The organism is Pseudomonas sp. R4-35-07, from assembly GCF_003852235.1.
Classification (GTDB): Bacteria; Pseudomonadota; Gammaproteobacteria; order Pseudomonadales; family Pseudomonadaceae; genus Aquipseudomonas.
In genome coordinates this window covers 1,840,328-1,856,427 of record NZ_CP027732.1, presented here as the reverse complement: position 1 = coordinate 1,856,427, position 16,100 = coordinate 1,840,328, and the positions used below count along the sequence as shown (strand labels likewise).

Here is a 16,100-nt window from a genome sequence, read left to right as displayed (position 1 = left end):
TCCTCGAATTACTTATCCGGACTGTCGATGGTCAGCTGCTGCAGTGCAGTGGTGTTGCTGGCCAGGGGTTGGCTGCGGCCGATCCACTCGCCAGCGGTTGGAACACCTGCCCGGGATATGCGCGCAACCAGTTGGACTTCAGGGAAGTTGGACAGTTTCAACTGCGGCATCATCGCGTCGGCATCGCCCAGTTCCACGGTGACGGGCAGCTCGGCAACGCTGACACGCTTGGCCGCCAATGGCGCCGGCGGGCCGCTGACGGCGCGGGCAAAGATGAACACGCTGTCGCCGGGCAGGGCCTTGGCTTTCACTTCGGCGGACAGGTCCACGCGCACTTTCAGCACGGCCTTTTGCGCGACAGTGCCGCCACTCTCCCTGAGCTTTTGCGCCGCGCGGTCGATACCGCCTTGCAGCGCAACACGGGAATTGTCTTCGGGGGGCAGTTGCGCCAGCAGACGATTCCAGTAATCGATAGCCTCCTGGTAGCGCTGGCCTTCGAAGGCGGCGATACCGAGCAGGCCAAGGCTGGTGACTTCCTTTGGATCGAGCTTCAAGGCTTCGTCGGTCAGCGCCTGAACCTTGGGCGACCACTGTTTGTTGTCAGCAAAATACTGTGCCTGAGCCCACTGCCCGAGCAGCTCGGGCTGGCGCCCGGCCAGGGCCACGGTGCGCTCGAAGACGTTGGCGGCATCGGCCGCACGGTCCTGGGCCATGTAGGCGCGCCCCAGAAAGTACAACCCTTCTGCTGAATCCGGTTGCGCGGCGGCGGCGCGCTCCAGGCGTCGGGTCATGTCGGCCATGGACACTGGCGGTTGAGAGAACTCACGGGCCAGTTCGACTTTGTCACTCGCGCCAAAATGCAGATACATGCCCAAGCCCAGCACCGGTACCAACACCGCCGCCAGTAATGGCAGCGGTTTGCCCAGGCGGGATTCGCGAGGCTTTTCCAGGCCCTCGGTGTCGGCCAGCAACTCACGCGCCGCTTCTGCGCGGCCGGTATCGAGTTGCGCGGCATTCAACACGCCTTCGTCCTGCTGCACTTGCAGCTCGGCGACGCGTTCCTGATACAGCGCCACGTTCAGCGCGGTGCGGTCCTCTTCACGCTGGGCGCGGCGGCCGCGCAAAACAGGGATCAACAGGAAACTCAGGGCAATCAACAGCAGCAGGCCGGCTGCGAGCCAGAAATCAATCATCAGTCTTGGTGTCCAGCAAGTGGTCGAGACGTTTACGCTCTTCAGGGGACAGCGCATCGCAGCCATCGGCAGGCGCGGCACGGCGGCGGCGCACGATCACGGCCATCACCACCACGCCGGCCAGCAACAGCCCGGCAGGGCCGAACCAGAGCAGCGCGGTCTTGCCGGTCAGGGCCGGTTTATAGCGCACGAAATCACCGTAGCGGTCGACCATGAAGTCGATGATCTGCTGGTTGTCCTTGCCCTCCCCCAGCATGCGGAAGATCTCTTTGCGCAGGTCGGCAGCGATGGGCGCGTTGGAGTCAGCGATGTCCTGGTTCTGGCATTTGGGGCAGCGCAGTTCCTTGGTCAGCTCGCGAAAACGCTCACGCTCGGCGTCGTTGGCAAATTCATAGGTGTCGATGGCGGCGTGGGCCACACCGGCCAGCCCCAGCGCCAGGACGGCGGCAGCTAACAGGCGCTTCATGGTTTGGCCTCATCAACCAGGGCCTGGTATTTGGCGGCCAGTTGTTCGCGCCAGACCACTTCGTCGATCACGCCGACATACTTGTCGCGGATCACGCCCTTGGCATCGATAAAGAAGGTTTCCGGCGCGCCGTACACGCCCAGGTTCAGGCCGAGGTTGCCGTCCTCATCGCGAATATCCAGCTGGTAGGGGTTGTGGAATTCGGCCAACCACTTCAAGGCCGCGGCATTGTCGTCCTTGTAGTTGATGCCGTAGATCACCACACCGTTCTCGGCCAGTTTATTCAGCACCGGGTGTTCGACGCGGCAGGAGATGCACCAGGTGCCCCACACGTTGACCAGCGCCGGTTTGCCCAACAGGTCGGCGCGGGACAGCTGCTTGTCGCCCTGCACATTCGGCAGTGAAAACTCCGGGAACGGCTTGCCGATCATTGCCGACGGCAACTCGGCCGGGTCCAGGTACAGGCCACGATAGAGGAACACCGCCACCACCAGGAACGCTGCCAGCGGCAACACCATCAACCAACGCTTCATACCGCCGCTCCCATACCGAGGGCTTCACGCACCCGACTCTTGACCTTGACCCGATAGCGCCGGTCCAGCGCGGCAAGCAAACCACCGAAACCGGTCAACAAACCGCCAAACCAGATCCAGCGCACGAACGGTTTCACATGCACGCGCACCGCCCAGGCGCCGTCGCCCAGCGGTTCACCGAGCGCCACATACAGATCACGAGTGAAACCCGCGTCGATGCCGGCTTCGGTCATCATTGAGCTCTGCACCGTGTACAGGCGTTTTTCCGGATGCAGCACGGCGATTTCCTTGCCGTTGCGCACGACGCGCACAGTGCCTTTGTCTGACGTGAAGTTCGGCCCTTCGAAATGCTTGGCGCCTTCAAAGATAAAGTGATAACCGGCCAGGTCCATGGACTCACCCGGTGCCAGGCGCAGGTCGCGCTCGGCGCTGTTCTGGCTCGACAGCACCACACCCAAGGCACACACCGCGATGCCGAGGTGGGCGATCTGCATGCCCCAGTAGCTGCGGGTCAACGTCGGCAAGCCTTTGATCAAGCCCTTGTGACGGGTCTTGTCGGCAATGTCGCGCACACCGGCCAGCAGTACCCAGGCCGCGAGCAGGAACGTGGCGAGCACCGCCCAGTTGAAATCGCCGTAGGCCACCCCGGCGATCACGGCCAAGGCCACACTGCCCAGCAGCACCGGCATCAGCATGCCGGCCAGCCATTTCACCGGGGTGTCTTTCCAGCGCACCAGCATGCCGACCGCCATCACCACCATCAACAGGCCCATCAACGGAATGAACAAGGCGTTGAAGTACGGCGGGCCGACAGACAGCTTGGCACCGCTCAAGGCATCCAGCGCCAACGGGTACAGCGTGCCGAGCAGGATCATCGACGCGGCCACCACCAGTACCAGGTTGTTACCGAGCAGCAAGGTTTCCCGCGACCACAGGTTAAAGCCGACCTGGCTCTTGACCACAGGCGCGCGCAGGGCAAACAGCGTCAGCGAACCACCGACCACAAACAGCAGGAAGATCAGGATGAACACGCCGCGCGCAGGGTCCGACGCAAACGCGTGCACTGACGTCAGCACGCCCGAACGCACAAGGAAGGTGCCGAGCAGGCTGAGGGAAAATGCCGCGATGGCCAGTAACACGGTCCAGCTCTTGAACACGCCACGTTTTTCGGTGACAGCCAGGGAGTGAATCAGCGCGGTGCCGACCAGCCAGGGCATGAAGGACGCATTTTCCACCGGGTCCCAGAACCACCAGCCGCCCCAGCCGAGTTCGTAGTAAGCCCACCAAGACCCCAGGGTGATGCCGATACCCAGGAAGGCCCAGGCGACGATGGTCCAGGGACGCGACCAGCGCGCCCAGGCCGCATCCAGGCGCCCGCCGAGCAACGCGGCGATGGCGAAGGCAAAGGCCACCGAAAAGCCGACATACCCCATGTAAAGCATCGGTGGGTGCACGATCAGGCCGATGTCTTGCAGCAGTGGGTTGAGGTCATGCCCGTCCACCGGAACCTGCGGCAGGATGCGGCTGAACGGGTTGGACGTCATGATCAGGAACAGCAGGAACCCGATGCTGATCATGCCCATCACCGCCAGCACCCGCGCCAGCATCACTTGCGGCAATTGGCGCGAGAACACCGACACGGCAAAGGTCCAGCCGCCAAGGATCAACGCCCACAGCAGCAGCGACCCTTCGTGGGCGCCCCACACGGCGCTGAACTTGTAGTACCAGGGCAGCGCGCTGTTGGAGTTATTGGCCACATAGGCGACGGAAAAATCGTCGGTCATGAAGGCATAGGTCAGGCAGCCGAAGGCGAACAGCAGGAACGCGAACTGGCCCCAGGCGGCCGGCTGCGCCAGGCTCATCCACAGGCGGTCGCCGCGCCAGGCACCGAGCAGCGGCACCACGGCCTGGACGACGGCGAAGCACAGGGCGAGGATCATCGCCAACTGGCCCAGCTCAGGAATAAACAGTGCGGACGTCATCGCTTAGCCCTCCTTGGCAGGTGCCGGCATTGAGCCAGGCGCGGATTGGCCGCTGTCTTTCAGCGCTTTGGTGACTTCCGGCGGCATGTATTTTTCATCGTGCTTGGCCAGCACTTCATCGGCCACCACCACGCCGTTGGCGTTGAGCTTGCCCAGCGCGACGATGCCCTGGCCTTCGCGGAACAGGTCCGGGAGGATGCCGCGATAGGTGATGGTCACGGCTTTATTGAAGTCGGTGACGACGAAGGTCACGTCCAGGGAATCGCCGGAGCGTTTCAGCGAACCCTTCTCCACCATGCCGCCGGCGCGGATGCGCGTGTCCGCCGGCGCTTCGCCATTGGCGATCTGGGTCGGGGTGTAGAACAGGTTGATGTTCTGCTGCAAGGCACTCAGGGCCAGGCCCACGGCAATGGCGACGCCGGCGAGGATGGCAAGGATGATCAACAGACGCTTTCGGCGCAACGGATTCACTTATCGGTCTCCCGGCGCAGACGACGCGCCTCTTGTTGCAGGTAACGCTTGCGCGCCAGCAGCGGCGCGGCGACGTTGAGGGCCAGCACCGCCAGGCAGATGCCGTAGGCGGTCCAGACATACAGGCCGTGATGGCCCATGGCGAGAAAATCGCTGAATGAAGCAAAACTCATGCAGGCGCTCCCAGGCTGGCTTGAACTTCGGCCTTGACCCAGCTGGTGCGGGCTTCACGCTTGAGCACTTCCAGGCGCATGCGCAGCAGCAGCACCGCGCCGAAGAAGCAGTAGAAACCCAGCACCATCAACAGCAACGGCGCCCACATTTGCACCGGCATTGCCGGTTTTTCGGTGAGGGTGAAGGTGGCGCCCTGGTGCAAGGTGTTCCACCACTCTACCGAGTATTTGATGATCGGGATGTTGATCACGCCGACAATCGCCAGCACCGCGCAGGCCTTGGCGGCGCTGTCACGGTTGCTGATCGCGCTGCCCAGGGCAATCAGGCCGAAGTACAGGAACAGCAGGATCAACATGGACGTGAGCCGCGCATCCCACACCCACCACGAACCCCAGGTGGGTTTGCCCCAGATCGCGCCGGTGACCAGCGCCACGGCGGTCATCCACGCACCTATCGGCGCGGCACATTGCAGGGCGACGTCGGCAAGCTTCATCTTCCAGACCAGACCGACGATGCCGCATACCGCCAGCATCACGTAGCAGGACTGCGCCAGCATGGCGGCGGGCACATGGATATAGATGATGCGAAAGCTGTTGCCTTGCTGGTAGTCCGGCGGTGCGAAGGCCAGGCCCCAAACCAGGCCGGTGCCGATCAGCAGCACGGCGGCGACGCTCAACCACGGCAGCAGCTTGCCGCTGATGCCATAAAACCATTTGGGCGAGCCGAGCTTGTGAAACCAGGTCCAGTTCATTGCTGTTTCTCACGGTTGCTGCTTGTCGTGGCAAGCAGCTTAGGGTCTTTACTGGCCAAGCGTGTAAAGCCTGACCAGACCTCATTATTCGCCGACGCTGATCTTCAGGCCGGCCGCTATGGCAAAGGGTGTCAGGGTTACCGCCAGGGCGGCCAGGCTGCCAAGCCACAGGAGGTAACCGGTCGCCGGCATGCCCATCAGCGCAGCCTGCAAAGCACCGCTGCCGAGGATCAGAACCGGGATGTACAACGGCAGAATCAGCAGGGCCAGTAACAGGCCACCGCGCTTCAACCCGACGGTCAACGCTGCGCCCACCGCCCCCAACAGGCTGAGCACTGGCGTACCGAGTAACAAGGACAGGAGCAACACCGGCAAGCATTCAACCGGCAAACCCAGCATCAGCGCCAGCAGCGGCGAAAGCAAGACCAGCGCGAGGCCGGAAAAGGCCCAGTGTGCCAGTACCTTGGCCAATACCAGAAGGGGCAAAGGGTGCGACGAAAGGACCCATTGCTCCAAGGAGCCGTCTTCGAAATCACTGCGAAACAGCCCGTCCAGCGAGAGCAGCACGGATAAAAGCGCCGCTACCCACACGAGTCCCGGGGACAAGGTTTGCAACAGTTTAGTCTCGGGACCGACCGCCAGGGGGAACAAGGCAACCACGATGGCGAAGAACACCAGCGGGTTGGCCAGCTCTGCCGGGCGACGGCACAACAGGCGTGCTTCGCGGGCGACCAGCAGCGCAAAGACGCTCATGCCGACCACCGCCCCAGATCCAGTTCACGGTAACCGGCGGGCCTGCGCGCCAGGGTGTGGTGGGTGGTGAGCACCACCAACCCGCCCTGCTCGCAATGCCGGGCCAGGTGTTCTTCCAATTGGGCCACGCCTTGTTTGTCGAGGGCGGTGAATGGTTCGTCGAGAATCCACAGCGGCGGGCCCGGCAAGTACAGGCGCGCCAGCGCGACACGACGCTGCTGGCCGGCGGAGAGGGTGTGACAGGGCACGTCTTCGAAGCCCTTGAGACCGACAGCGGCCAGCGCCTGCCAGATTGCATCGCGGCCAGCGGGATGATGCAGGGCGCTGAGCCAACTGAGGTTTTCTTCTGCGGTGAGTACGTCCTTGATCCCGGCGGCGTGGCCGATCCAGATCAGGTTGCGGGCCAACTCGGTGCGCTGTTCATGCAGGGGCTTGTCGTTAAGCCGAACCTCACCCGCCGTCGGTTGCATCAACCCTGCCAGCAAGCGCAGCAGGCTGGTCTTGCCACTGCCGTTGGGGCCACTGACTTGCACCATGTCGCCGCCCGCCAGGCGCAATTGGAGGTGTTCGAACAGCAGGCGCAGGTCGCGTTCACAGGCAAGCGCTACGGCTTCAAGAAGAGGGCTGGTCAAGAGATCGCGGGCCTTTACGGTTCAAGTCGGCGGTGCAGCGGCCGTTATAGAGAAATGCACAATAACGGCTTTGGCGACCGATTTTAGAGAGCTGGATCAAATAGTTGTGAGGTTTTTACCGCTCTCGTTGCAGACGGGCGGCATTATACATGCGATGCCCTACTCTAAAGAGGGCAATTTCCCCAGAGACGATGCGCACGATGACCGGTGAGATCAACCTTCCTACCCTGCCGCCAACCGCGACTTCAGGCCCCGCCCCGCTGCCTGCGGCCGGCGAGTTGCTCAAGCTGCTGGAGCCGCAGACCGGCTTGATCGCGCCTGGAAAAACCGTCAACGCCGAGGTCATCGCGCTTAAACAAGGCGGCGAAGCTTTTCAGTTACTGTTGAAGTTGACGCTTGAGGGTGGTCGCCAGACCCTGGTGCAGGCCAGCAGCACCCAGCCGCTGCCGTTGGGCAGTAACGTGGCTGTGGGCCAGACGCCAGCGGGCAACCTTACCCTCTCGCTGCAGCAGGCGTTGAGCGCCAATGTCGCCGCCCTCACCCGCATCGACACTACCCAAATGCCGGTGGGCACGCTGCTGCAAGCCAAGGTGCTGACCACCCAGATGCTGCCCCAGGGCACCGCGCAGCCGGCGGTCTATCGCTCGCTGGTGAGCGTGCTCAATAGCGCCATGACCACTGCCACCCTCACCGTGGAAAGCCCGCAGCCGTTGAGGGTTGGCAGCTTGCTCAGCGCGGTGGTGCAGGACGCGCAGACCCTGAGCTTTGTGCCGCTGAGCGGGCTGAAGGACCAACTGGCTGTGGCGCAGCAGCTCTCGACCCAGCAAAGTCGCCAAGGCTCGCTGGATGCGGTGTTTACCGCCCTGCAAAACCTGCCCCGTGGCGACAGCACCTCCGCCGACCTGCGTGGGGCGGCCGAGCGTTTACTGGCGGCCCTCCCCGACCTGGCACAAGTCAGCAATCCCAAGGTGCTGGCGCAACTGGTGCAGAATAGCGGGGCCTTTCTGGAGGCGAAGCTGCTTGCCGGGCAGAACCCGCAAATACCACCGCTGGACATGAAGGGCGCGCTGCTGCGCCTGGTCGCGGATCTACTGCCTGCCCTGCCCGCCAGCACCAATCTGAATGCCATCCTCGCCGCCAATACGTTGGCCCAGGTATTGCCCAATTTTGTGCGCAGCCCGTTGGGCACCCTCGGTCAGGTCAGTGCGCGTCAGACGCCCGCGAGTTTCCCACTGCCCGAGCGGCTGATGGCCAAACTGGAAGGCGAAGGCGACCTGGAAAACCTGCTGCGCCTGGCCGCCGGGGCGATCGCTCGCTTACAGAGCCACCAACTGTCGAGCCTGGAACAGACCGGCACCACCGCCGATGGCCGCCTGCAAACCACCTGGCAACTGGAAATCCCCATGCGCAACCTGCAGGACATCGTGCCGCTGCAGGTGAAATTCCAGCGCGAGGAGCCGCCCGCGGATAAAGAGCAGCCCGACCGCAAAGAGCGCAAAGACCCCAAGCAGATGCTCTGGCGCGTGGAACTGGCGTTCGATATGGAGCCGTTGGGGCCGTTGCAAGTGCAAGCGCAGCTGACTCAGGGCAAACTCTCCAGCCAGTTATGGGCGACCCGGCCCTTTACCGCCAGCCTGATCGAAAACCACCTGGGCAGCCTGCGCGAACGCCTGGTGGCGTCCGGGCTTAACGTTGGCGACCTGGATTGCCACCTCGGCACCCCGCCGCGCGGGCCTAAAACCGGACTGGAACAACGCTGGGTGGATGAGACCGCATGAAGAACCCCTCACCGCCCCGCCAGGCGATCGCCCTCAAGTACGACGGCCAGCAAGCCCCCACCCTGACCGCCAAGGGCGATGAGGCCCTGGCTGAAGCGATCCTCAAGCTGGCGCGGGAAAATGAAGTGCCCATCTATGAAAACGCCGAATTGGTGAAGCTGCTGGCGCGCATGGAACTGGGGGACAGTATTCCGGAAGAGTTGTACCGCACGATCGCCGAAATCATCGCGTTTGCCTGGACCCTGAAGGGCAAGTTTCCGGTGGGCTATGACCCCAACGCGGGGCCGGTGGAGCGGGATGTGACGGAGCGCGGCGACGACTACTGAATAAAGCCAGGCCAACACCGATTCAAATGTGTGAGGGGGCTTGCTATGTAGGAGCGAGCTTGCTCGCGAAAGACTCAGAGCCCCCGCGTTTATCCAGAATAAACACGTTGCCTGGACGTTTTTCGCGAGCAAGCTCGCTCCTACAATGAGTCCCTTTCGCTTAACTGATCGGCGTTGAGGCTTGCCCCGATAGCGGTGTATCAGTCACCTGAACCTCCGCTATCGGACCCAGCCGATAAACCTCAGCGGCGCAGCAGACGGTCGAGCACCAGCAGGGCCACCGCCCCAATCGCGAGTGCGGCGACTGGTTTTTCTTTAACGAATGTAGATACGCTGTCCAGTGCGTCGCCATAGGTCTGGGTCAGCTGACCGGCAGCTTGTCGTCCAGCACCTTCTGCTTCGATCTTCGAATCACCCAACAACTTTCCGACCGCACTTTGTGCCTTGCCGGCGAGTTTTTCAGCCACACCTTCTACTTGTTCACTCTTCATGATTCACCACCTTTGCGTGTCATTGATCAGCTCAGGATCGACCCAAGCCAGGGATTATCTGCACAGCGTTAGGGGGACGGGCATTATGATTAGTTCAAAGTTGATGAGCCTCCGGAATCGAAGGCCCTGAGCGTGGAGAAGCTAGGGCGCAAGGCCCTAGCAGGTATCATTTTTTCTTTTTCGCCGGCTTTTCTGCTTTCTCTGACTTCTTCTCTGCCTTCTCCGGCTTCTTCGCCTTTTCTGGCTTGCTATCAGCTTTTTTTACGGGCTTCTTGGGTTCGGCATCTTTTTTCTTGTCTTTCTTTTCCGAAGATTTTGAAAGAGTCGATGCCGCCGCGGATTTTTTTGCCGGTGAAGACTTTTTGTCTTTCAATTCCTTGCTGGCTTTCGAACCTTCACCTTTGCTTTTCTTCTCGTCTTTAGCCACGTTGCCCACCTCTCGGATATGCCGATATTGGCAAATTGCCTGTGCGATTCGTCACAAGCTAATCATTAGGTAAGCGCATTCACGGGCGGTTCAAATTTTTGCTGCGTCGAAACAGGGTGAGCGATTTTCAGCTCGGGTCTCAATTCAGGACGTCACTCAGCGGAATGAAGTTGACCTGATCGCCAACCGCCAAGGTCGTCCCTTCCAGCACCTCCACCAACCCTTGCGCCCACGCTGCACTGCGCAATACGCCGGAACTCTGGTTGCCGTAGATGACCGCTTGGCCCTGCTCGATACGCCCGCGCAGATACTCACGGCGGTTGCCTGGCTTGGGCCATACGAACCCCACCGGCACATTGAAACGTAGCGGTGCAACGTCTTGCACACCTTGGCGGCGCAGCAGGTAAGGCCGCGCCAACAGGGCGAACGTCACCAGGGTCGACGCGGGGTTACCCGGCAGGCCGATCACCGGCACGCCACGAAAATGCCCGAAGGTCAGCGGCTTGCCCGGTTTGATCGCCAATTTCCATAGCGCCAGCTCGCCCTCTTCACGCAGGGCAATGCCGAGGAAATCCGCCTCACCCACCGACACACCGCCAGTGGACAGGATCAAGTCGACGCCGCCCACGCCAGCCAATCGCGTGCGCGTCTGTTCCAGGTCGTCCGGCAAGATGCCGGCATCGATCACTTCACAGCCCATTCGCGTCAGCCAACTGCACAGCACGCGGCGGTTACTGTTGTAGATCTGGCCTGGCCCCAGCGGCAAACCGGGCTCGATCAGCTCATCGCCGGTCGACAGCACGGCCACCCGCACCCGGCGCACCACGTCCAGGCGATCGCGCCCAAGCGAAGCGGCCAGGCCCAACTCGATCGGGCCCAGGCGCGTGCCCGCGGGCAACACCAACTCGCCGACCGTGGTTTCCTGGCCTTGTGGGCGGATGTTCTGGCCCGCTTGCAGTGGCTCGCTGAAGCTCACGCGCTCATCGCTGTGAAGGGTCGCGTTTTCCTGCATTTCCACGCAGTCCGCACCCTGGGGCACCGGCGCGCCGGTAAAGATGCGCGCGCAGGTGCCGGCCGCCAGAGGCTCTGGCGCATTGCCGGCGAAAATGCGCTGGCTGACCGGCAAGGGTTCGCCGGCCCAATCCGCCACTCGCAGCGCGTAGCCGTCCATGGCGCTGTTGGGCCAGGGCGGCAGGTCGAGGGTGGAGACCAGGTCTTGCGCTAATACGCGGCCATCGCACTCGGCCAGGCGCATGCTTTCGTGCTCGCGGATCGGCGACGCGTCGGCCATGTCTAATAAACGCTGCAAGGCCACTTCCACCGGCATCAAGGCACCGGACTTGCCGGGCTTATCCACGCGATTCACAAGGCTCGGCCTGTTTCAGATGGGGGACGAAGTTGCACGGCCGATGACGGTTATCCAGCTGTTCCGCCAGGATGCCGTCCCAACCGGTGCGCACCGCATTGGTGGAACCCGGCAGGCAGCACACCAGGGTGCCATTGGCCAGGCCGGCCAAGGCGCGGGACTGAACCGTGGACGTGCCGATGTCGGCTACAGATATCTGGCGAAACAGCTCGCCGAAACCATCGACCTGCTTGTCCAACAGGCAGCTCACCGCTTCGGGCGTGCTGTCGCGGCCAGTGAAGCCGGTGCCGCCGGTGATCAGCACGACCTGCACCACGTCCTCAGCGATCCAATGGGCAACCTGGGCGCGAATTTTGTAGAGGTCGTCCTTGAGCAGCACCCGTTCGGCCAGGGTGTGGCCGGCGGCGGTCAGGCGGTCGACGAAGACCTGGCCCGACGTGTCGGTGTCCAGGGTACGGGTGTCGCTGACGGTCAATACAGCGATATTCAGGGGTACGAAGGGCGCATCGGCCTTGGCGTTCATGGCACGGTCCGGTTGTCGAAGGAACAGCCCGATGTTATATCACAGGCCCCTATTTCCATGCCGCAGCGGAACCGCCATGTCTGTTGAATCTTCACCCCTGCCTTGCTCGATTTTATTGTTGGCCGGTGGGCGTGGCCAACGCATGGGCGGCCAGGACAAGGGGCTGCTGGAATGGCGCGGCGAGCCCCTGATTGCGCACCTGCAACGCCTGGCGCGGCCGCTGACGGACGACCTGATCATCTCGTGCAATCGCAACCACGCGCGGTATGCGCCCTATGCCGACCAACTGGTGAGCGACGATAGCCCGGACTTTCCCGGGCCACTTGCCGGCATCCGCGCGGGACTGTTCGCCGCACGCCATGGGCATCTGCTGATCCTGCCCTGCGATGTGCCGCACATCGATGCGCGACTGCTGGCCGACTTGCGCGCCACAGCGCACTGCAACCAGCAGGTTCCGGTGATGATTCGCCACGGCGAGTTCTGGGAACCCTTGCTCTGCATCCTCCCCACCGCCCTGAAAGAACAAGTGGAACGAGCCTGGCAAGCGGGCGAACGCAGCCCGCGGAAAATTTTTCTGCAACTGGGTGGCGTGGCGCTCGAATGCGCCACCGATGACCCGCGCCTGGCCAATCTTAATACCCCCGAGCTGTTGCACCCACAGGCTGGCGTGTCAGAATGAGCCTTGCATCAGGAACTTTGCCGGCGTTGCACACGTCACAAGGTCAGCATTTCAAAAGTATTCTCTCGGAGACACACTCATGACTCAACGGACCATCGCCGCTCTCATGCTTGCACTGGGCCTCGCCACCCTCGCCGGTTGCGCTTCGCCAACAGTGATCACCCTGAATGACGGTCGCGAAATCCAGGCCGTCGACACCCCGAAATTCGATGAAGATTCGGGCTTCTACGAATTCGAACAGTTGGACGGCAAACACACCCGTATCAACAAAGATCAGGTTCGTACCGTTAAAGACCTGTAAGCCATCGCTTGCACACAAGGCCCGCCTCGCGCGGGCCTTGTTGTTTCTGGCGTTTACCAGTCCAGGGTGATTTCGCTGCGAAAGGTGCGTTGCTGGCCGCTGACCGGGTCGATGAAACGTACGCCCTGGGCCAGCAACTTGAGCGGGTTGGCGTAGTCGTCCACCGCGTCCTTGATTACGTTGGGATAGAACGGGTCATTGCAGATGCTCGCCCCGAGCGCAGTCATGTGGACGCGCAACTGGTGCTTCTTGCCGGTGACCGGGAACAGGCCATAGCGCCATAAATCGCCGTGTTTCTCGCGCACTTCCACCGCCGTTTCGGTATTGCTGGCACCGGGGCCTTGCTGCATGCGGAAGAACGGTTCGCCATCCACCAGCCGGCTCTTGTGCACCAGCGGGAAGGTCAGGCCAGGTAACGCCGGAGCAATGGCTTCGTAGAATTTATCAATACGCCGCGTGGGAAACAGCTGCTGATAGGCCGCGCGGCTGTCGGGATTGGCCGAGAACAGCACCAGCCCTGCGGTATGCCGGTCGATGCGATGCAGGGGCACCAGGGCGGGATTGTCCAGACGCCGGATCAAACGGCGCAACAGCGTCTGTTCGACGTACTCGCCGGCGGGGGTCACCGGCAGAAAATGCGGTTTGTCGGCCACCACCAAGTGTTCATCGGCGTACAGGATGGTTTCCTGTACCGGGATCACTTTCTCGTTAGGCACTTCGCGAAAGTAATAAATGCACAGACCTTCCTTGTACGCCAGATCCAGGCGGATGGGGTGACCGTTGATATCCAGCACCCGGCCACGGGCAATGCGGTCCAGCCAGTGTTGACGGGCGATTGCCGGGAAATGATCGCACAGGCAATCGAACACCGTTGCCCACGGGCCAGGCGGCAGGTACAAGGTGCTGGCTTGGTGCTGGGACGGGGAAAAACCGGAAGTGGACATGCAGATGCTCAAAGCCTGGAATAAAAACAGGCGGGCATTATCCCGCATGGCGCGGGATGGAGCCTAGGAGAGATCTCAGGCCTTGACCAATTGCGCGCGCAAAACCTTCGAAGCGCTCGCCGCCTCGGTAAACTCCTTGAGCCAGCGCAGCACGTCGACGGCCTCCCAACGGCCCGGATCGTACAGGGCGTAGAGCAAGCCCTGGTAACCCACCACGTCCAACTGCTTGTGATAACCGGCACGCTGGAACAGCGCCTCGATTTCCGCAAAGCAGGTATTGAAATGCACTTTGTTGAAGGGCGTCTTGCCTTCCGTGACCAGGCCATCGAGGCGCAGCTCGCTCACCGCATCGCGCACGACGTCGGCGGACATGCGATTGACGCTGCTTTTCAGTTGTTCGACATTCACCACGGGCGTTCCCTCTATTCATCGCTGTACAAACATACAGTAACGTAATATTGGAAACCCCGCCATGGCCTAAACATCAGCGCAGGAAAGCGACCACCTGCTCGGCGTCGAACGGCCAATCCAGTTCAGCCCCGGTGTCCACCCGTCTAAGCACCGGAATCCGCAGGCCGTAGACCTCGGTCAAGTCGTCGGGATCAGTGATATCCACCAGCTCCACGAGCAACCCGTGTTCGACGAGCGGCATGATTTCGGCTTCGGCAATTTCACACAAATGGCAACCCAGGGTGCCGAACAGCTGGCATTCAGGAAGCATGGCAAATCAACTCGAATGGAAAACACGCCACCATTCTAAACCCAACATTGGGCAACCGGCGCGCCGATCAATCCTGGCTGACCGCGCCGATCCTGTGGATCGACAAGTCCGCCCCGTAATACTCCTCTTCCTGGCTCAGGCGCAGCCCGCACACGCGCTTGATCACACCGTACACCAGCAGGCCGCCACCCAGCGCCACGGCGACGCCGAGGGCGGTGCCGATCAACTGACTGACCAGGCTCACACCGCCCAGCCCACCCAGCGCCGTCTGCCCGAAGATGCCGCAGGCAATGCCGCCCCATACCCCACACAGGCCATGCAGTGGCCATACGCCCAGCACGTCATCGATTTTCCAACGGTCCTGGGCCGCCATGAAGCACCAGACGAACAAGCCCCCCGCGACCACGCCGGTGACCAACGCGCCCACCGGATGCATCAGGTCGGAACCGGCACAGATCGCCACCAGCCCGGCCAGCGGGCCGTTGTGCAGAAAGCCGGGGTCATTGCGGCCGATCACCAGCGCGGCGACGGTGCCGCCGACCATTGCCATCAACGAGTTGACCGCCACCAGACCGCTTACGCCATTGAGGGTTTGCGCGCTCATCACGTTGAAACCAAACCAGCCCACGATCAGGATCCACGAGCCCAGCGCCAGGAACGGAATGCTCGAAGGAGCAAACGCCACCAGGCGTCCTTCGCGGTAACGTCCGTTGCGCGGGCCGAGCAGCAGCACCGCTGCCAACGCCAGCCAGCCGCCCATGGCATGGACCACCACGGATCCGGCGAAGTCATGGAAGCTGGCGCCAAAGGTCGCAAGCAGCCAGGCTTGCACACCGAAGTTGCCATTCCACACCATGCCTTCGAAGAACGGGTAGATGAACGCCACAATCAATGCCGTCGCGCACAACTGCGGCGCGAACTTCGCGCGCTCGGCGATCCCCCCGGAAATGATCGCCGGGATCGCGGCGGCAAAGGTCAGCAGGAAGAAAAACTTCACCAGGCCGTAGCCATGATCCGCGCTGATCACCGCCGCCGGCTGCATGAAGCTGACCCCATAGGAGATCCAATAGCCTATAAAGAAATAAGCCAGGGTAGAGATCGCGAAGTCGCTGAGGATTTTCGACAACGCGTTGACCTGATTCTTCTGGCGCACCGTACCGACTTCCAGAAAGGCGAAACCGGCGTGCATGGCCAGGACCATGACCGCGCCAATCAGGATGAACAGGGTATTGGAGCTATGGACAAGGGTGTCCACCGCACTTTGCAGATTTTCCATGGAGGTTGGCAGGCCTGCGGTAAGGCAAACAGCACCAAAGCGGTTCAAGCCGGGGTTGCCCGCACCAAATTGGCACCAAAGCCGCCGTCCTTCTTCAGAGGACGTGAACTGCTTTAGCGCAGCGATCAACACAACCGGCGCTCCCCGACGGGGTATTTGCGCGAGTTTCAGTTAATTAGGGTAAGGTTTTTCAAGGTTTTCACCTAGACCGCCCGGATTCAGCGCAGGCCCCAGGGCATGCGCACCAAGGCAAAGCAAAAGCTGTACCACACAATCGCAGTGAACCTTCGGCGAACCCGGCGACTCGAAACCA

Annotated in this window: 21 protein-coding genes; 4 read left to right on the top strand and 17 right to left on the bottom strand. The window is 62.0% G+C overall.

Features of this window, described 5'->3' with window-relative positions; all coding sequences use genetic code 11:
• Nucleotides 1–8 precede the first annotated feature (8 nt).
• The 9 genes from ccmI to ccmA form a co-directional block, all read right to left on the bottom strand.
• Entirely contained in the window at nucleotides 9–1,193 is a 1,185-nt protein-coding gene (gene ccmI, locus C4J89_RS08560; protein ID WP_124414239.1) for a c-type cytochrome biogenesis protein CcmI, read from the bottom strand.
• Complete coding sequence (locus C4J89_RS08555; RefSeq protein WP_124361950.1) at nucleotides 1,186–1,659, bottom strand: cytochrome c-type biogenesis protein; 474 nt, start codon at nucleotides 1,657–1,659, stop codon at nucleotides 1,186–1,188. The genes ccmI and C4J89_RS08555 overlap by 8 nt, the downstream gene beginning before the upstream one ends.
• A complete protein-coding gene (locus C4J89_RS08550; RefSeq protein ID WP_124414238.1) occupies nucleotides 1,656–2,192 on the bottom strand; it encodes a DsbE family thiol:disulfide interchange protein in 537 nt (178 codons plus the stop codon). The genes C4J89_RS08555 and C4J89_RS08550 overlap by 4 nt, the downstream gene beginning before the upstream one ends.
• A complete protein-coding gene (locus tag C4J89_RS08545; RefSeq protein WP_124414237.1) occupies nucleotides 2,189–4,174 on the bottom strand; it encodes a heme lyase CcmF/NrfE family subunit in 1,986 nt (661 codons plus the stop codon). The genes C4J89_RS08550 and C4J89_RS08545 overlap by 4 nt, the downstream gene beginning before the upstream one ends.
• A 3-nt stretch (nucleotides 4,175–4,177) precedes the next feature.
• Nucleotides 4,178–4,645, bottom strand: coding sequence for a cytochrome c maturation protein CcmE (ccmE, locus tag C4J89_RS08540; RefSeq protein ID WP_124414236.1), 468 nt, complete (start codon nucleotides 4,643–4,645; stop codon nucleotides 4,178–4,180).
• Complete coding sequence (gene ccmD, locus C4J89_RS08535) at nucleotides 4,642–4,818, bottom strand: heme exporter protein CcmD (RefSeq protein ID WP_057722744.1); 177 nt, start codon at nucleotides 4,816–4,818, stop codon at nucleotides 4,642–4,644. The genes ccmE and ccmD overlap by 4 nt, the downstream gene beginning before the upstream one ends.
• Nucleotides 4,815–5,570, bottom strand: coding sequence for a heme ABC transporter permease (locus C4J89_RS08530; RefSeq protein ID WP_124414235.1), 756 nt, complete (start codon nucleotides 5,568–5,570; stop codon nucleotides 4,815–4,817). The genes ccmD and C4J89_RS08530 overlap by 4 nt, the downstream gene beginning before the upstream one ends.
• 84 nt (nucleotides 5,571–5,654) lie before the next feature.
• Nucleotides 5,655–6,323, bottom strand: a complete 669-nt coding sequence (gene ccmB, locus C4J89_RS08525; protein WP_124361944.1) for a heme exporter protein CcmB — start codon at nucleotides 6,321–6,323, stop codon at nucleotides 5,655–5,657.
• Entirely contained in the window at nucleotides 6,320–6,955 is a 636-nt protein-coding gene (gene ccmA / locus C4J89_RS08520) for a cytochrome c biogenesis heme-transporting ATPase CcmA (protein ID WP_124361943.1), read from the bottom strand. Before ccmA ends, ccmB begins: the two co-directional genes overlap by 4 nt.
• Nucleotides 6,956–7,155: 200 nt before the next feature.
• Here ccmA and C4J89_RS08515 point away from each other — a divergent pair, with 200 nt between their 5' ends.
• Entirely contained in the window at nucleotides 7,156–8,733 is a 1,578-nt protein-coding gene (locus tag C4J89_RS08515; protein WP_124414234.1) for a flagellar hook-length control protein FliK, read from the top strand.
• Nucleotides 8,730–9,059 carry an EscU/YscU/HrcU family type III secretion system export apparatus switch protein gene (locus tag C4J89_RS08510; RefSeq protein WP_124414233.1) on the top strand — a complete coding sequence of 110 codons (330 nt, stop codon included), beginning with the start codon at nucleotides 8,730–8,732 and terminating at the stop codon, nucleotides 9,057–9,059. Before C4J89_RS08515 ends, C4J89_RS08510 begins: the two co-directional genes overlap by 4 nt.
• A gap of 242 nt (nucleotides 9,060–9,301) precedes the next feature.
• On the opposite strand, the gene C4J89_RS08505 is transcribed toward C4J89_RS08510, so the two are convergent.
• From C4J89_RS08505 to moaB, 4 genes are all read right to left on the bottom strand, one after another.
• Entirely contained in the window at nucleotides 9,302–9,550 is a 249-nt protein-coding gene (locus tag C4J89_RS08505) for a CsbD family protein (protein WP_124361940.1), read from the bottom strand.
• A gap of 166 nt (nucleotides 9,551–9,716) precedes the next feature.
• Nucleotides 9,717–9,986, bottom strand: coding sequence for a hypothetical protein (locus C4J89_RS08500; protein WP_164487592.1), 270 nt, complete (start codon nucleotides 9,984–9,986; stop codon nucleotides 9,717–9,719).
• Nucleotides 9,987–10,116: 130 nt separating this feature from the next.
• The gene (glp, locus tag C4J89_RS08495; protein WP_124414231.1) at nucleotides 10,117–11,343 is read right to left on the bottom strand and encodes a gephyrin-like molybdotransferase Glp; all 1,227 of its coding nucleotides are present in this window, start codon (nucleotides 11,341–11,343) and stop codon (nucleotides 10,117–10,119) included.
• Entirely contained in the window at nucleotides 11,327–11,866 is a 540-nt protein-coding gene (gene moaB / locus C4J89_RS08490; protein WP_048729884.1) for a molybdenum cofactor biosynthesis protein B, read from the bottom strand. The genes glp and moaB overlap by 17 nt, the downstream gene beginning before the upstream one ends.
• A 76-nt stretch (nucleotides 11,867–11,942) precedes the next feature.
• Between moaB and mobA the strand changes: the two genes are divergently transcribed.
• Nucleotides 11,943–12,545 carry a molybdenum cofactor guanylyltransferase MobA gene (gene mobA, locus C4J89_RS08485; RefSeq protein ID WP_124414230.1) on the top strand — a complete coding sequence of 201 codons (603 nt, stop codon included), beginning with the start codon at nucleotides 11,943–11,945 and terminating at the stop codon, nucleotides 12,543–12,545.
• 79 nt (nucleotides 12,546–12,624) lie between these two features.
• Nucleotides 12,625–12,846, top strand: coding sequence for a YgdI/YgdR family lipoprotein (locus C4J89_RS08480; RefSeq protein WP_124361936.1), 222 nt, complete (start codon nucleotides 12,625–12,627; stop codon nucleotides 12,844–12,846).
• A 53-nt stretch (nucleotides 12,847–12,899) separates the two neighbouring features.
• On the opposite strand, the gene C4J89_RS08475 is transcribed toward C4J89_RS08480, so the two are convergent.
• From C4J89_RS08475 to C4J89_RS08460, 4 genes are all read right to left on the bottom strand, one after another.
• Nucleotides 12,900–13,790, bottom strand: a complete 891-nt coding sequence (locus C4J89_RS08475; RefSeq protein WP_124414229.1) for a pseudouridine synthase — start codon at nucleotides 13,788–13,790, stop codon at nucleotides 12,900–12,902.
• A 75-nt stretch (nucleotides 13,791–13,865) separates the two neighbouring features.
• The gene (locus C4J89_RS08470; RefSeq protein WP_124403534.1) at nucleotides 13,866–14,201 is read right to left on the bottom strand and encodes a transcriptional regulator; all 336 of its coding nucleotides are present in this window, start codon (nucleotides 14,199–14,201) and stop codon (nucleotides 13,866–13,868) included.
• A 73-nt stretch (nucleotides 14,202–14,274) separates the two neighbouring features.
• On the bottom strand, nucleotides 14,275–14,511 hold the full coding sequence (locus C4J89_RS08465; RefSeq protein ID WP_124370142.1) for a glutaredoxin family protein: 237 nt from the start codon (nucleotides 14,509–14,511) through the stop codon (nucleotides 14,275–14,277).
• Between the two features lie 67 nt (nucleotides 14,512–14,578).
• Nucleotides 14,579–15,787: an ammonium transporter gene (locus C4J89_RS08460; protein ID WP_124414228.1), complete on the bottom strand. Its 1,209-nt coding sequence runs from the start codon at nucleotides 15,785–15,787 to the stop codon at nucleotides 14,579–14,581.
• Nucleotides 15,788–16,100: the final 313 nt, after the last annotated feature.

Excerpts from the sequence above, each read along its gene's own strand:
- ccmI (WP_124414239.1), bottom strand. The coding sequence starts at position 1,193 with ATGATTGATTTCTGGCTCGCAGCCGGCCTGCTGCTGTTGATTGCCCTG.
- C4J89_RS08555 (WP_124361950.1), bottom strand. The coding sequence starts at position 1,659 with ATGAAGCGCCTGTTAGCTGCCGCCGTCCTGGCGCTGGGGCTGGCCGGT.
- C4J89_RS08550 (WP_124414238.1), bottom strand. The coding sequence starts at position 2,192 with ATGAAGCGTTGGTTGATGGTGTTGCCGCTGGCAGCGTTCCTGGTGGTG.
- C4J89_RS08545 (WP_124414237.1), bottom strand. The coding sequence starts at position 4,174 with ATGACGTCCGCACTGTTTATTCCTGAGCTGGGCCAGTTGGCGATGATC.
- ccmD (WP_057722744.1), bottom strand. The coding sequence starts at position 4,818 with ATGAGTTTTGCTTCATTCAGCGATTTTCTCGCCATGGGCCATCACGGC.
- C4J89_RS08530 (WP_124414235.1), bottom strand. The coding sequence starts at position 5,570 with ATGAACTGGACCTGGTTTCACAAGCTCGGCTCGCCCAAATGGTTTTAT.
- ccmB (WP_124361944.1), bottom strand. The coding sequence starts at position 6,323 with ATGAGCGTCTTTGCGCTGCTGGTCGCCCGCGAAGCACGCCTGTTGTGC.
- C4J89_RS08515 (WP_124414234.1), top strand. The coding sequence starts at position 7,156 with ATGACCGGTGAGATCAACCTTCCTACCCTGCCGCCAACCGCGACTTCA.
- C4J89_RS08510 (WP_124414233.1), top strand. The coding sequence starts at position 8,730 with ATGAAGAACCCCTCACCGCCCCGCCAGGCGATCGCCCTCAAGTACGAC.
- C4J89_RS08505 (WP_124361940.1), bottom strand. The coding sequence starts at position 9,550 with ATGAAGAGTGAACAAGTAGAAGGTGTGGCTGAAAAACTCGCCGGCAAG.
- moaB (WP_048729884.1), bottom strand. The coding sequence starts at position 11,866 with ATGAACGCCAAGGCCGATGCGCCCTTCGTACCCCTGAATATCGCTGTA.
- mobA (WP_124414230.1), top strand. The coding sequence starts at position 11,943 with ATGTCTGTTGAATCTTCACCCCTGCCTTGCTCGATTTTATTGTTGGCC.
- C4J89_RS08480 (WP_124361936.1), top strand. The coding sequence starts at position 12,625 with ATGACTCAACGGACCATCGCCGCTCTCATGCTTGCACTGGGCCTCGCC.
- C4J89_RS08475 (WP_124414229.1), bottom strand. The coding sequence starts at position 13,790 with ATGTCCACTTCCGGTTTTTCCCCGTCCCAGCACCAAGCCAGCACCTTG.
- C4J89_RS08465 (WP_124370142.1), bottom strand. The coding sequence starts at position 14,511 with ATGCTTCCTGAATGCCAGCTGTTCGGCACCCTGGGTTGCCATTTGTGT.
- C4J89_RS08460 (WP_124414228.1), bottom strand. The coding sequence starts at position 15,787 with ATGGAAAATCTGCAAAGTGCGGTGGACACCCTTGTCCATAGCTCCAAT.